Raw genomic sequence first — 15,560 nt, forward strand, 5'->3', positions numbered from 1 at the left:
TTCTATATGAATAAAACTTATCGATTAAATATTTCTAAAAAACAAATGCAATTATTTCATTCTTGGAATAAAAAATACCCTATTAGCAATTGGGAATGTAAACGAGACGAATTAATTTTTAATATTCAAGGTAATCATAACCCTTACGTACACTCTCACTGCCTTATAAAAAATTTAGAATCACATAAAATTATATCTATGAATTAAATGTAAATTGTTAAACTATATAGATTACGACAGTTTAAAACGTTATTTTATAAAACAACAATTTTAAAAAAATCTATATATATCATTTCAAAGATATTAATAAAATTTTTCAAAATAGATTACAAGATATTAAATAAAAAAATGTTTCATATCTTCATTGCATTAAAATTTTAATAATTACTTAAAATTATTAAAATTCCATTCCCATAATTTATTAGGAGTAAAAACAGCTGGCAATGGAATTTCCCAAGGTTTAGGTATGATTTTATTAACTAATTGAAAATCATAAGCTAAGCCAACAGGAAAAAATTTATTTTTGTAACTATTTAAAATCTTATCATAAAATCCTCCTCCCATACCTAAACGATAACCAAATATATCGAAAGCTACTAGTGGAACCATAATTACATCCATTTCTTGACAAGATACAACAACTTCTTTCCTAATAATTGGCTCAAAAATATTAAATTTATTTAATTGTAAACGTGTATTAGGAAAATATTGAGAAAAAAATAACGTTTTATTAAACATTGAATCAATAATCGGTAAAAAAACATTATATTTTTTTTTCCACAATTCTGAGATTAGTTGGCTTGTATCTATTTCTCCATCGAAAGAAATAAAAACTGCAACATTTTTACACGAACAAAGCAATTTACAATTAAAAATTTTATCAGAAATTCTTAATGATGATATTTTCTGTTCTTTTATACCTATTTTTTTTCTTAACATACGAAAATATGCTCTTTGAAACGTACGATCTATGACAAACATAACAAGTAATTTAGTATAAGTTAGTTAAATATATTTAAATAATTTTCAAATAATCATTATAATATTATTTCAGTTATTTTACGTTTTTTAAACGCGTAATAATTTTATTTAATCTTTCAATGATTTCTCTTATTTTTAACTTTTCATTTTTTAATTCATAAGAAATATTTAATGCTGTAACAAATATCAATTGATCTGTATTAGATACTCCAGTTTTTACTTTCAAATTATACAATCTTTTGTTTAAATAATGAGCTGCATTTCGTAAATCTTTACTCAATTCATTAGGACAATTAACTTTTAATAATCGACCAAAAATTTTTATATCTATATATTGAATAGACATTTTATTTATATTACCTAATGTAGATAATTAAATTATTTTAATGATATTATATTTAACATATACTAATTAAAAAACGAGTATTTTGTTTTAAATTTAAAAATTTATTATCTTTAACTAACATATTTCTTATAAACTATAAAATTTTTTTAAAAAATTTTTATAATACACTATATTATTAAAAAAATAATATATTAAATAAGTTTAAAGTAAGTTTTAATATTAGAATTACATATTTAATAAAACATTAAAAACACAATGTATCTTATTAAATATATAATTCTTTTACGATGATCAATGCACTTATCTTTTTTAAAATAATTAATTACTTAAAATACATTTTATTAGTTATTAAATTAACTCTTAATAATTTGTATACCTGACTGTGTACTAACTAAAGCTATATTTGCTGTTCTAGTTGCAAATAATCCAACACTAACTACTCCAGGTAAGGAATTAATTTTTTCTTCTATTCCAATCGGATTTAATATTTTAAAATTATAAACGTCAATAATTATATTTCCGTTTTCTGTAACTATATTTTTCCTAACTTTTGGATTTCCTCCTAACTTTATTAATTCACTTAATATATAAGAAACAGACATAGGTATAATTTCGATAGGTAAGGGAAATTTTCCTAATACTTTTACTAATTTTGATTCATCTACAATGCAAATAAATGTTTTTGCTACTGAAGCAATTATTTTTTCTTTAGTTAATGCAGCACCACCTCCCTTAATCATCTGTAACTTAAAATTAATCTCATCTGCACTATCAATATATAATGTTAGAGATTTTATATCATTTAAGTTATACACAGGAATCCCATATTTTTTTAAAAAAAACGTAGATGACCTAGAACTAGATACAGCTCCATGAACTAAATTTTTAACAGAACTTAAAGCTTTAATGAAATATGAAACAGTAGAACCTGTACCTACTCCAATTATTGTACCAGGATAAATATAGTCTAAAGCAGCAATTGCAACAGATTTCTTTAATTCGTTTGCATTCATTCGATAAACCTATACTAAATTTCATTATTTTTAATAATTTTATTTTTTCAAACGTTTTAAAAGTTAGATGTTTTAATAAAACACCTAATTAAATAGATAGGAAATTATATTTAAAAAAAATTTAACAATAAATATTATAATTTTGTTACGTTTGTAGTTTTATTACTGGGGTACCTGGATTCGAACCAGGGATGCCGGTATCAAAAACCGGTGCCTTACCACTTGGCTATACCCCATGTTATTTTAAAATTAATACAAATACGGAAGGCGAGATTTGAACTCGCATACCTAACGGTGCTAGATCCTAAATCTAGTGCGTCTACCAATTTCGCCACTTCCGCATGTTATGCGTTCAATTAAAATAGCTACGACAGGAATTGAACCTGTGACCTCAGCGTTATGAGTGCTGTGCTCTATCCAACTGAGCTACGTAGCCAAAATATAAAATTATTTTATGATTTAAATTATGCTGTGTTATACTATAAATGTCAATAACGATTTATAATAAATTGCATGTATGAAATATAACTGATATAAAAATGTTAACTTTAAAATATTATATTTTTTATAAAATATATGACTGATTTTTATAATTTTTTGGAAATTTTTATTACTTTAAATTAATATTAATAGGAAATAAAATGAATAATATAAATAAAAAAATTTATAATTTTATCCAAAAAATAATTTACAAAGATATAATAACAAAAAAAGTAAATTACGTTAAAACAAGATTTCCTCCCGAACCAAATGGATATTTACATATAGGTCATGCAAAATCTATATTTTTAAACTTTTATTTAGCAAAACAGTTCAAAGGAACATGCAATCTTCGATTCGATGATACTAATCCTAAAAGAGAAAGCGTGCATTATATAAATAGTATTATTAAAGATATAACATGGCTAGGATATAAATTAAATAATAACATTTTCTATGCATCTTCTTACTTTGATGTTATGTACATGTATGCTAAAGAACTAATTATGAAAGGATTAGCCTATGTTGATCAATTAACTAAAGAAGAAATACGAACATATCGAGGAACATTAATTTCTCCTGGAATTAATAGTCCATATCGAACACAATCTATAAAAAGAAATTTATTGCTATTTAAAAAAATGAAAAACGGATACTTCTCTGAAGGAAGCGCATGTTTAAGAGCTAAAATAAATATGAAATCACCTCTAATTATAATGAGGGATCCAGTATTATATCGAATTTTGTTTTCCGAACATCATCAAACAAATAAAAAATGGTGTATATATCCTACATATGATTTTGCTCATTGTATCTCTGATTCTTTAGAAAAAATTACACATTCTATATGTACATTAGAATTTCAAGATAATCGAAAACTATATGAATGGATATTAAATAATATTAATGTTACTCACTATTCTAATCAATACGAATTTTCTAGATTAAAATTAGAATATTCTGTATTATCCAAAAGAAAATTACAATTCTTAGTCGCTAAAAATATCGTAAATGGATGGGATGATCCTAGAATACACACAATTTCCGGACTAAGAAGACGAGGATATACTCCTTCTTCTATAAAAACATTTTGCAAAAAAATTGGAGTTACAAAACAAGAAAATATAATAGAACTATCATTGCTAGAGTCATGTATCAGAAATGATTTAAACCTAAATACTTTCCGATATATGGCAGTCATTAATCCTATACAATTACATATTTGTAATTTATATGATAGTTATAAAGAAGCACTTACTATTCCTAATCATCCCAAAATTAGCAGTATGGGGACACGTCAATCTATTTTTAGTAATAAAATATATATAGATCGATTCGATTTTTACGAAAACAATACTCTAATTTTAAACAAAAAGTTAACCATTGGAAATAAAATTAGATTACGCTATGCCTATATTATTAGCGCAAAAGAAGTAATAAAAGATAATAATAATAATATAACTAAAATAATCTGTACATATGATAAAAATACGTTAGGTAAAAATCCTAATAACGAAAAAATATCCGGGGTTATTCATTGGATTTCCATTGAAAATGCAATACCAGCACAATTTAATTTATATGACCAATTATTTTTATTAAAAGATCCAGAACTAGAAGAAAACTATATGAAACACATTAATAATAATTCATTAATTGTTAAACAAGGTTTTATAGAATCTGACATTCTAAACAATATTTCCAAAAAAAGATATCAATTTGAAAGAGAAGGATATTTTTACATTGATAAAAGTTATTATGTTACAAAAAAATTAATATTTAACAGAATAGTAACATTAAAAAGCAACATAAAAAAACCCATCCATAAAATTATTAAATAATTGCATACTTTAAATAAATCAAGGAATTTACTAATCTACTTTCAATATATTAAAAACTATTTTATTGTATATAAAAAAATTAAAAATCTAATTCCCTGATAAGAGCCAAATATTTTAGGATGAATTTAATTTTCATCTATTAGTAATAAATGTTTAAATAACCTATAAAATATTTTAAACGTTTCCTTTAAATGCAACACTCAATAAAAAAAATTATTATCATTAAATAATAATATTTGTATTAAAATAAAACAAATACTATATGCAATCCATTCAAAGGTAAAAAATTAATATAGTTTGATTTTATAAAACTATATTATTATTTTTAATAATCCTATTTATACTCCATTTTAATTTTGGTTAGATATGACAACATATTATGTTTTTATAACAGGGGGTGTAGTATCATCTCTTGGAAAAGGTATTACAACAGCGTCTTTAGCCGCAATTCTCGAAGCACGAAATCTTAATGTAACTATTATAAAACTAGATCCATATATTAATGTAGATCCAGGAACCATAAGTCCAACACAACACGGTGAAGTATTTGTTACGGAAGATGGAGCAGAAACAGATCTAGATTTAGGACATTATGAACGGTTTATTCGAAATAAAATGACTCGTCAAAATAATTTTACTACAGGTAGTATTTATTCTGAAGTGTTAAAAAAAGAAAGAGATGGGGATTATCTAGGTTCTACGATTCAAGTAATTCCTCATATTACTAATGCTATTAAAAATAGAATTATTGCATGCTCTAAAGGTAAAGATATCATTTTTGTCGAAATTGGTGGTACTGTAGGAGATATAGAATCATTACCTTTTTTAGAAGCAATTCGACAAATGGCAGTAGATGTAGGAAAAAGAAATACTATATATATTCATTTAACTTTAGTTCCTTATATATCAGTTACAGGAGAAATTAAAACTAAACCAACTCAACATTCAGTTAAAGAGTTACTATCAATTGGAATACAACCAGACATATTAATTTGCCGTTCAAAAAAAACAATTTCAATTATAGAACGCAAGAAAATTGCATTGTTTTGTAACGTTTCAGAAAAATCAGTAATTTCATTAAAAGACGTTAAATCCATTTATACCATTCCAAAATTATTAAATATACAAAAAGTAGATAACTTAATTTGTAATCATTTTAAATTAAACGCTCCAAAAGCCAACTTATCAGAATGGGATCAAGTTATATTTAATGAACATAATTCTAACAAAACAGTAACTATTGGAATTATTGGAAAATACGTTGAATTGCCAGATGCTTACAAATCTGTTATAGAAGCATTAAAACATGGTGGACTTCAGAACAAAACGATTATTAATATAAAATTGATTAATTCTAAAAATATTAACGAATCAAATATTAACTCATTAGAATTTCTACACGGAATTTTAATTCCAGGGGGATTTGGAAAAGCAGGAATAAACGGGAAAATAGTATCTGTAAAATATGCTAGAGAAAATAATATTCCATTTTTTGGTATCTGTTTAGGAATGCAAATCGCATTAATAGAATTTGCTAGAAATGTTGTAGGTTTGAAAGAAGCTAATTCTACAGAATTTTTACCAAAATGTAAATATCCAGTAATTTCTTTAATACAAGAGCAAAAAAAAATATTAAATAAAACAACAAGTAAAACTAATAAAAAAAGATTGTTAGGAAAAATGCGGTTAGGTAGTCAAATATGCTATTTAAAAAACAATAGTCTATCTAAAAAACTATATGGAGCTAATACTATAGTAGAACGACATAGACATCGATATGAAGTAAATAACAATTTTTTAAAAGAAATCGAAAAACGCGGCTTGAATGTTACAGGACTATCTGAAAATAAAAAATTAGTAGAAATTATCGAATTATCTAATCACATATGGTTCCTAGCTTGTCAATTTCATCCAGAATTTACGTCAACACCGAGAGATGGACATCCATTGTTTTCTAATTTTATTAAAGCAGCATTGCAATACAAAAAAAAACATAACATTCATTGTTAAACTTAAGATATAATTAGAAATGTCTAACATAACATAATAATTTAAAAAGAGATCATCTATCATGATTAAAATAAAAAAAATTCTTGCCAGAGAAATAATAGACTCTAGGGGTTATCCAACTGTTGAATCCGAAGTACATGTAGAAGGAGGATTTTTTGGATTAGCATCGTCACCTTCTGGATCTTCAACAGGTTCTAAAGAAGCATTAGAATTACGCGATAATGATGCATCTCGATTTTTCGGAAAAGGAGTAACTAAATCCGTTAAATTAATTAATGATATTATTAATAAAAAATTAAAAAATAACAATGCTAACGATCAAGAAAGTATTGATAATACTATGATTCAATTAGACGGAAGTAAAAATAAATCCAAATTAGGATCAAATACTATTTTATCTGTATCATTAGCAACAGCAAAAGCAGTAGCAGCGTATAAGGGTATACCTTTATACCAACACATCTCTGAATTAAACGGTACTTCAGGCCAATTTTCTATGCCTATTCCAATGATAAACATCATAAATGGAGGTAAACATGCAAATAATAATATAGATATACAAGAATTTATGATACAACCAATTAACACAAAAACAATAAAAGAAGCAATTCGAATAGGATCAGAAATATTTCATATGCTAGGAATAATTTTAAAAAGAAATCATTTAAGTACAACAGTAGGAGACGAAGGTGGATATGCACCTAATTTAAAATCAAACGAAGCAGCATTAATGATTATGAAAGAAGCAGTTGAAGAATCAGGATATACACTAGGGAAAGATATTACTTTTGCTTTAGATTGTGCAGCTTCTGAGCTTTATGACAAAAATAAACAAAAATATACATTAGTCGGAGAAAGAAAAGAATTTACATCAAAAGAACTCACGCATTATTTAGAAGATTTAGTACAAAGATATCCCATTACTTCTATAGAAGATGGACAAGAAGAATCAGATTGGGATGGATTTCTTTATCAAACAAAAATATTAGGAAAAAAAGTTCAACTAGTTGGCGATGATTTGTTTGTAACCAATACATGCTTATTAAAAAAAGGAATAAAAAAGAAGATAGCAAATTCTATCTTAGTTAAATTAAATCAAATTGGAACATTAAGTGAAACATTAAAAACTATAAAAGTAGCAAAACAAGCTAACTATTCTGTGATTATATCACATCGGTCAGGAGAAACAGAAGATACTTTTATATCTGACTTATCAGTAGGAACTTCTGCTAATCAAATTAAAACTGGATCTATGTGTAGAACAGAAAGAACATCAAAATATAACCAACTAATAAGAATCGAAGAAAATTTAAAAAATAACAAAATCTATTCTATTACATAATACAATAAAATAAAAACAATTTCTAAAGAACAAATTGATCTCAACAAATAGCAGTGTTAGCGAATTTAAATTAAAATATAGTTAAATCTGCTATTTGTTTCATGATAACATGTATATGTTAACTGTTATATAGCAACCAAAACATAATATTTATTTTAAAGTTGACCGTTTTGGCAAATAATGCAAAGGATTTACTGCTTTTCCTTTATATCGAATCTCAAAATGAATTATTTTATTTAAATTCTTATTATTATTTTTAATAATAGCTATTTTTTGTCCTAACTTAATTTTTTTGTTCAACTTTATTAAAAATTTCTCAACATGCGCATAAGCAGTTAAATAGTCATTTTCGTGTTGTATAATAATTAGATTACCATATCCTTTAAAATCAGATCCACAGTATACAGCTTGTCCAGACGAAGCAGCTAAAATAAACGATGTTCTAAAAGAAAAAATATCTATTCCTTTATGACCGTTTTCAAAATTAGAAAATTTATGTATAATTTTTCCATTTAAAGGCCAACACCAATGCAATTTTTTATATTTTTTTTTAAAATATGTTTTTTAGAGTTCTTTTTTGAATGCAAAAAACTTTTTTTAGTGTTTTTTAATATATTTTCATTTGTCATTTTCTTACATGAAATAAAAAAATAATGATTGTTATTATTTTTATTGATAAAATTTGTATAACTAGAAAACGAACTTAAATGAGTTACATTATTAATAAAATGAGAATATTTAACTTTGTTTGGAAACAAAAATAAAAAAATACTATTATGTCTCATATAATTAGCATCATAATAGAACAAAAAAGAAAAACAACTTTTTAATTCTAATACAATTTTACTTTGAATAACATTAAAAAAAATAATATAATTAAAAAAACAAAAAAATAAAAATAAATTATATACCATAGAAAACATTTATATATCCAGATTTTTAAAAAAATAATTTTAAAAAATTAAAATATGTACTTTATAAAACTACTTAAAATCTTTTTTACTCTTGAGTTATAACATTTATAGAATTATCTAACAAAACAACAGACTCACATGCTATACCTTCTTTTCTTCCAATAAATCCTAATTTTTCAGTAGTGGTAAATTTAACATTTATACTATCTATAGAACATACAAGGTCTTCAGAAATATTACTTCTCATTTTATTTCTATAAATCGACATTTTTGGAAATTGTGCAATGACTGTTATATCTAGATTAGATATAGAATACCCTTTTTGTATAATTATATTCCATACTTTTCGTAACAAGATTCGACTATTAATATTTTTATATTTTTTATCAGAATCAGGAAACATTAAACCAATATCTCCCATAGAAGAAGCACCCATTAATGCATTAATAACAGAATGTACTATAATATCGCCATCAGAATGTGCAATCACACCATGTGCACAAGGAATAATTACTCCACCAATAATTAAAGGTTTTTCTCCTCCAAATGCATGAATATCAAAACCATGTCCAATTCTCATCAAGTTTTACCTGATAACACATTTTTTTCTAAATAAAAATTAAAAAGAGAAATATCTTCTGGATAAGTAATTTTGATATTACTACTACTTCCTCTTACTAACTTAGGATAATAACCGCAATATTCCATAGCTACCGCCTCATCAGTTATATTTAGTCCATCTTTGATTGCTTTTCTTAGACAAGCTAATAAAAGTTTAACAGGAAAGCATTGTGGAGTTAATGCGTTCCATAATTTATTTCGATTAATAGTAAAAAGCACATTAGAACTATCTAAACTATATTTAATAGTATTATGCATCGGAGACGCTAATATTCCACCAATTTTACTATTTTGTACTAAAAAAATGATTTTATTTAAATCACTGACACTTAAATATGGTCGAACAGAATCATGAACTATTACCCAATCTGCATCATTAATAGCTAATATCCCAGCTAATACAGAACAAGAACGAAATTTACCTCCAATGACAGAAACTACTTTCGGATGAGATGCAATGGATAATTTATTAAAAAAAGCATCGTTCTTATCTAAAACAATTATAATTTTCTTTATAGTAGAATTAACTAATAACAACTTTATACTGTGTTCTAAAATAGTACGACCTCTTACTTTTATATACTGTTTAGGTATGTTTAATAACATTCTACTGCCGATTCCAGCAGCGGGAATAACAGCAACTACTTTCGAACAATAAGAACTAATAGTATTCATAAAAAATTTATACACTATTTTCATAGTATAATGCAGTATCATTAATATAATTAATTATCAATTAGAATTCTATAAAAAATTTCATCTTTTTTTATCATACCTAAATTACTTCTTGCATATTCTTCTATTAATTCATTACTATTATTCCAATATTGTATTTCTGATAATAACTTCACATTTCGCTCTACAAGATAAAAAATCTCTAGTTTTTTTTGTAAAATTTGTTTATTTAATTTTATATATTCAAATAAACCATTTTTTCCTAAAAAAAAATTTATTTGCAACCAACATAACAATATTAGCAATGCTACTTTTATAACTATCATGTTAATGCTCTACAATTATTAATTACTAAAAATCTACAATGTCACTATATTAAATTATTATATAAAAATCATTACTACTATTAATGTTTACTTGATTAAATTTACTAACATTAAATAATATAGTTTCTCTTAAGTTTTTAAAAACCTAACAATAAAATTATAAAAAATTTCAAAACATTTATCAACACCATAAATTACTACATTCAATAACACATATAATAATTTTGTTACTACCAATTGTTAAATCAAAATTTACATTTTTAAAATATAAAACATATAACAAATTTTAAAAGTTATCTTTTTTAAAAGAAAGCATAATATTAAAAAAATATGAATATGAGATAGTTTAGTAGTATTATTTAATTCAATAAAAATATATTATTTACTAATTATCAAAAAAATATTATATCTATAAATGACTAAATTAATACGAAATAAATATATAAAATATCACACCCTATAACAACATATATTTCATAACATCTAATTCATCAAATTAAATGTAAAAAGTTAAATATTTATACTTGTAATAATTTTCTATCACACTTAATCTAAAATTAACATTTTTATTATATTATTACATAAAAGATTAATACTTAAACAGTGGTTTTTATAAAAATATTTTACTTTTATATCTTACTTAACTGTTTTTTAAGATCCATATACATTATACGTTTGTAATATAAAATATGACTGCATTCACGAATGTTTTATCATATGTTATTAATATATAACTAAATTAATATGTTCTTTTAAAAAAGCTATATAACTTTTTAAACTTATAAATTACACTGTTATTTTTTGATAAAGCTGTAATTTGAAATAAATGTAATCAAATCAATCCTATAATAATATACTAAAATATTGACATTTAATATGAAAGTTAAAATGTTATTTTATAATAAAAAATTATTAATAAAATATTACAAAAAACATAAAATAATATTCATACAAAAACTAAGTCTAAAAACTATTTAATTTTACTTGACAACTTCTTGAAACTTTTTATAAGCTATTGAAAGAACTAAAGACGGAAATCCTGATAATTAAGAAACAGCTAAACCATAACTTTTATAATTAGATCCATTTTTAAAGAATACATAAAAGAAATTTTATCATCATATTTTATTGCATCAAAATACACATCTTCACGTTTTTAAAATCATGTTATAATTTAGTTAATTCAAAAAATAATGAGTAGAAAATAATGTCATAGATTTAATATTCTTAATTAAGAAATACATACATGCCTAAACTAGAGACACCCCATTATAAACAGATGTTCCTCTTCCTATTTCGTCAATTAAAACCAAACTATTATTTGTTGCATATCGTAATATATAAAACAATTTCCATTATTTTCAACATAAAGGTTGATTTTCCATTTGATAAATTATCAGCAGAACTAATGCGAGTAAATATTTTGTCAAAGTTACCAATTTTTGCATAACTATCCGGAACAAAACTTTCTACCCATGCCATAATTACAATTCACGCAACTTGACACATATAAGTACTTTTCCTACCATATTCGGGCCAGTAATAACTGATATATTATTTTCTTTCGATAAACAAATAGAATTGGAAATAAATGGAGTCTTCAAAATAGTTTCAACTACAGGATGTCTACTATCGTGTAATGACATACTATACCGATTTACCATTATAGGACAAACATAATTTACCACACAAGCTCTCTCAAAGAACTATTTAATATGTCTAATTCAGATAACTCTATAACACTTTATTTTAATATATTCAAACAAGGAGAAATAAAATCAAATATTTTATCATATAAATATTTTTCAATTTCTAATACCTTTTCTATTTAAGATCGATGCGACATTAAAATATTTATCTGAAATTAATAATTCTTTAGGATCAGTTCTCTTTATTTCAGCATAAAATACTCATGCATAAAATATTCCGAAACATAAAAATTTCCTGAACATAAATTTAAAGTAGCATATCCGAACCTTCCATTTTTATGGAAAACAGATCCTATCAAAATATCTTTACTTTCTTCCAATAAACACTTATCTACTACTGTACCTAGGTAATAACTTTTATAATTCTTCGATCAATCAATCTTTTAGTTGTATTTTTTACACCTATTTGTTCACATATTGCTACTAACTCTCCTAAATTTATTATTTTTTCAAATAATTATTTAAAGAATTGACAGGAATACCAGCTATCGATACTTCTGATCCTAAAGAACATCTTCTCTTAGTAAGAGTAATATTTAAAATATCAGAAATACGTTTAGCATCGTAATAAAATAGTACATAAAATCCCCATCCTATAAAATAAAAACATTTCTGGATAATTTTATTTTATCAGTAAATATTGCTTTATCATAGGAGTATGATTAAAGATATTCTCTTCATGATCCATAAAATTTACTTGATTAAAAATAATTTAAATAATAAAGAACAACAATTACTTTACTACAACATTCGTTTATTAAAATTATGTCGTTGCATCTCAAAATGATATATAATTCATCTATATAATGATATTAATTGAAAATATATAATTTCTTAAATAGTATACATTTTATATATAACAATACAAAATAGAATAGTAAAAATAAATATATGAAAAAATTTTTAGTCATATTTATATGTATATTATTTGGATTTCAAAATTATGATGTAAAAATAACAATTTCAAAGAAATATAAAGCAATTAATGCAAAATTAGTACATGCACCGCCAATAATAGAATTTTTTTCTTTTTTATGTCCACATTGTTATTATTTAGAGAGAAATTACCATCTTGATGATCATATTAAAAATAGTATACCTAGTTTTATTAGAATTACGAAATATCATGTCAACTTATTAGAAGAAGAATTCAATAATTCATTAACTAAAATTTGGGAAATATCTAAAAGCTTAGGATTAGAGAAAAAAGTTATTATTCCAATTTTTGAAAAAGTACAAATAACAAAAACTATCACAAATTTTTTTACCTTAAAAAATGAATTTTTAAAATTAACTAAAATAGATGCAAAAGAGTTTGACTTTTTATGGAATAGTTTCGTTATTAAATCAATAATACATAATCAAAAAATAATACAAGATACTATACATTTAGATCATGTTCCTTATACATTAATAAATGGTAAATATACTATAAATAACGAAAATATAAACAATAAGTCAAAAAAAGATTTCATAAAAGAATACATACATATTTTGAAATTTTTACTTAATGAACACTAAAATAAAATACATATCATATTAAAAAATTTTACTATTTAATTTTACTAATATTTCATCAATATCAACGATACCATGATATATTTAAATAAATATGATTTAAACTCATCTTAACAACTTATGGTTTATAACAAAAAAAATATCGATTATTTATTAATAGATGGAACGTCACATCTTTATCGAGCATATTACTCTTTTTCTTCACTAAGTAATAAAAATGGGATACCATCTGGAGCAATATATGGAGTAATAAATACGCTTAAAAAATTAGTATTAGAATATCCCTATTCTCAAATAATTATAGCATTTGATTCTCCTAATAAAACTTTTAGACATACATTATTTCAATATTATAAAATAAATAGAAAAATGATGCCAAATAATTTAAAAGTACAAATTAAACCTCTATATAGAATAATAAAAACAATAGGATTTCCAATTATAATTATGCCTAATTTTGAAGCTGATGATATAATAGGAACGCTAGCACATGAAGCAAATAACAAAAACAAATTTACTTTAATTAGTACTAATGACAAAGACCTAGGTCAATTAGTTAATTCACATACTAGTATATTAGAAATGAAATCTAAAAAAATTTTAGGAGAAGAAGAAATAAAAAAAAAACATGGAGTAATACCAACATTAATTCCAGATTTATTTGGATTAATGGGGGATAAATCAGATAATATTCCAGGAGTTTCGAGAATAGGAGAAAAAACAGCGATTTGTTTATTAAAAAAGTTTGGATCGTTAAAAAATATTTACAACAATACTGATAAAATTTCACAATGTTCGTTTAGAGGGGCTAAAAATATAGCTAAAATATTAATAAAAAATAAAACACTGGCATTTCTTTCACAAAATCTTGCTACTATAAAAACCGATATTCTCATGCCTAAATCCATAAATGAACTAAAAACATCTCCAATATCTACGTACGAATTGTCATATCTATTTAAATATTACGACTTTCATAATTGGTTAAGATTATTAAATCAAGGAGAATGGTTAACAAATACAAGTATTCTAAAACTATATAATAAAACATAAATATATTTATCAATACAAAACGTAATTATTAAAAAAAAGATCAAATTAATCAGTTATATACTTAAAATTTTCTATTTTTTTAGGATTGTATTTTAGAACAAACATAAAATATTAATTTATGTACTATTAACTTTTAAATATCATAAAAGTATAAAGTTATTACTAAAATCTATCATCAATTAATTTGAAACACATCGTTTTGTTCTGAAGATACACTTATACAATGTAACATTTTCATGTTACACATTTACAACATACTAACTCATTATCACTTTAAAAATAATGAAATTAATAATAACTATATTTATAAAAACATGTTACAACATCATTAAAAAATTGAATAAATTAATATCATTTCAAAATGTATAAAGATAAAAAAATCTATGATTAAAATATAAAATATGTTTTAAAAAAATCAATATAAATTTTTTAAAAATTTTACGTGACATAAATATTAAAAGTATATACTACTATTAAACTATTATTAATTTTTTAAATAAATATAACGCACTTATAAATAATAAATAAACTAAAAATTAAAAAAATTTTCCATATCTAAAAAACACGTATAATATTTACAAAACGTTTTCAATTAACATTAAGAGTTAAATTAATTTTTCAAAGATACCATACTTATATATTTACTTTAAAACAAACACATGTACTGCTATCGCTTAAAAAATATCGATCGCTTTATTTAAACATTAATAATTAAAAGTACTATTTTAAAA

At 23.4% G+C, this 15,560-nt stretch carries 16 protein-coding genes, 3 tRNA genes and 1 pseudogene; 6 read left to right on the forward strand and 14 right to left on the reverse strand.

Annotated features, from left to right (window positions below; translation table 11 throughout):
- The coding region (locus tag D9V73_RS02950) for an endonuclease (RefSeq protein ID WP_261979149.1) at positions 1 to 207 on the forward strand (207 nt) is incomplete at its 5' end.
- 177 nt (positions 208 to 384) lie between these two features.
- On the opposite strand, the gene D9V73_RS01890 is transcribed toward D9V73_RS02950, so the two are convergent.
- The 6 genes from D9V73_RS01890 to D9V73_RS01915 all read right to left on the reverse strand — a co-directional run bounded on the left by D9V73_RS01890 (position 385) and on the right by D9V73_RS01915 (position 2,776).
- On the reverse strand, positions 385 to 981 hold the full coding sequence (locus D9V73_RS01890; protein ID WP_158336591.1) for a 5-formyltetrahydrofolate cyclo-ligase: 597 nt from the start codon (positions 979 to 981) through the stop codon (positions 385 to 387).
- Between the two features lie 73 nt (positions 982 to 1,054).
- Positions 1,055 to 1,327, reverse strand: a complete 273-nt coding sequence (gene zapA / locus D9V73_RS01895; RefSeq protein ID WP_158336592.1) for a cell division protein ZapA — start codon at positions 1,325 to 1,327, stop codon at positions 1,055 to 1,057.
- 353 nt (positions 1,328 to 1,680) lie between these two features.
- A complete protein-coding gene (gene rpiA, locus D9V73_RS01900) occupies positions 1,681 to 2,340 on the reverse strand; it encodes a ribose-5-phosphate isomerase RpiA (RefSeq protein ID WP_158336593.1) in 660 nt (219 codons plus the stop codon).
- A 165-nt stretch (positions 2,341 to 2,505) separates the two neighbouring features.
- Positions 2,506 to 2,576: transfer RNA gene (locus D9V73_RS01905), tRNA-Gln, on the reverse strand.
- A gap of 23 nt (positions 2,577 to 2,599) precedes the next feature.
- Positions 2,600 to 2,681 (reverse strand) — tRNA-Leu (locus tag D9V73_RS01910).
- A 21-nt stretch (positions 2,682 to 2,702) separates the two neighbouring features.
- Positions 2,703 to 2,776: transfer RNA gene (locus D9V73_RS01915), tRNA-Met, on the reverse strand.
- 205 nt (positions 2,777 to 2,981) lie between these two features.
- On the opposite strand from D9V73_RS01915, the gene glnS reads away from it, so the two are divergent.
- From glnS to eno, 3 genes are all read left to right on the forward strand, one after another.
- Positions 2,982 to 4,661: a glutamine--tRNA ligase gene (gene glnS / locus D9V73_RS01920; RefSeq protein ID WP_158336594.1), complete on the forward strand. Its 1,680-nt coding sequence runs from the start codon at positions 2,982 to 2,984 to the stop codon at positions 4,659 to 4,661.
- 366 nt (positions 4,662 to 5,027) lie between these two features.
- Entirely contained in the window at positions 5,028 to 6,671 is a 1,644-nt protein-coding gene (locus D9V73_RS01925; protein ID WP_158336595.1) for a CTP synthase, read from the forward strand.
- A gap of 61 nt (positions 6,672 to 6,732) precedes the next feature.
- Positions 6,733 to 8,013, forward strand: coding sequence for a phosphopyruvate hydratase (eno, locus tag D9V73_RS01930; RefSeq protein WP_158336596.1), 1,281 nt, complete (start codon positions 6,733 to 6,735; stop codon positions 8,011 to 8,013).
- Positions 8,014 to 8,163: 150 nt separating this feature from the next.
- Here the strand turns inward: eno and D9V73_RS01935 are convergent, their stop codons facing one another.
- The 8 genes and pseudogenes from D9V73_RS01935 to D9V73_RS03020 form a co-directional block, all read right to left on the reverse strand.
- Positions 8,164 to 8,547 carry a peptidoglycan DD-metalloendopeptidase family protein gene (locus tag D9V73_RS01935; RefSeq protein WP_158336597.1) on the reverse strand — a complete coding sequence of 128 codons (384 nt, stop codon included), beginning with the start codon at positions 8,545 to 8,547 and terminating at the stop codon, positions 8,164 to 8,166.
- Between the two features lie 465 nt (positions 8,548 to 9,012).
- Positions 9,013 to 9,507 carry a 2-C-methyl-D-erythritol 2,4-cyclodiphosphate synthase gene (gene ispF, locus D9V73_RS01945; RefSeq protein WP_158336599.1) on the reverse strand — a complete coding sequence of 165 codons (495 nt, stop codon included), beginning with the start codon at positions 9,505 to 9,507 and terminating at the stop codon, positions 9,013 to 9,015.
- On the reverse strand, positions 9,507 to 10,223 hold the full coding sequence (gene ispD, locus D9V73_RS01950) for a 2-C-methyl-D-erythritol 4-phosphate cytidylyltransferase (protein WP_158336779.1): 717 nt from the start codon (positions 10,221 to 10,223) through the stop codon (positions 9,507 to 9,509). The genes ispF and ispD overlap by 1 nt, the downstream gene beginning before the upstream one ends.
- A gap of 50 nt (positions 10,224 to 10,273) precedes the next feature.
- A complete protein-coding gene (locus D9V73_RS01955; RefSeq protein ID WP_158336600.1) occupies positions 10,274 to 10,549 on the reverse strand; it encodes a septum formation initiator family protein in 276 nt (91 codons plus the stop codon).
- A 1,250-nt stretch (positions 10,550 to 11,799) separates the two neighbouring features.
- Complete coding sequence (locus tag D9V73_RS03015; RefSeq protein ID WP_410051757.1) at positions 11,800 to 11,898, reverse strand: MutS-related protein; 99 nt, start codon at positions 11,896 to 11,898, stop codon at positions 11,800 to 11,802.
- On the reverse strand, positions 11,867 to 12,031 hold the full coding sequence (locus D9V73_RS02955; RefSeq protein WP_261979151.1) for a MutS-related protein: 165 nt from the start codon (positions 12,029 to 12,031) through the stop codon (positions 11,867 to 11,869). The genes D9V73_RS03015 and D9V73_RS02955 overlap by 32 nt, the downstream gene beginning before the upstream one ends.
- Before the next feature lie 2 nt (positions 12,032 to 12,033).
- Positions 12,034 to 12,237, reverse strand: coding sequence for a hypothetical protein (locus tag D9V73_RS02960; protein ID WP_261979152.1), 204 nt, complete (start codon positions 12,235 to 12,237; stop codon positions 12,034 to 12,036).
- Positions 12,238 to 12,601: 364 nt separating this feature from the next.
- Positions 12,602 to 12,879: pseudogene (locus D9V73_RS03020) on the reverse strand (hypothetical protein).
- 270 nt (positions 12,880 to 13,149) lie between these two features.
- Here D9V73_RS03020 and D9V73_RS01965 point away from each other — a divergent pair.
- The gene (locus D9V73_RS01965; RefSeq protein ID WP_158336601.1) at positions 13,150 to 13,779 is read left to right on the forward strand and encodes a DsbA family protein; all 630 of its coding nucleotides are present in this window, start codon (positions 13,150 to 13,152) and stop codon (positions 13,777 to 13,779) included.
- Between the two features lie 117 nt (positions 13,780 to 13,896).
- Positions 13,897 to 14,829, forward strand: a complete 933-nt coding sequence (locus tag D9V73_RS01970; protein ID WP_158336602.1) for a 5'-3' exonuclease H3TH domain-containing protein — start codon at positions 13,897 to 13,899, stop codon at positions 14,827 to 14,829.
- The last annotated feature ends 731 nt before the right edge of the window (positions 14,830 to 15,560 follow it).

Origin of the sequence: Buchnera aphidicola (Melaphis rhois), assembly GCF_005080745.1 — a bacterium.
Lineage (GTDB): Bacteria > Pseudomonadota > Gammaproteobacteria > Enterobacterales > Enterobacteriaceae > Buchnera_B > Buchnera_B aphidicola_AT.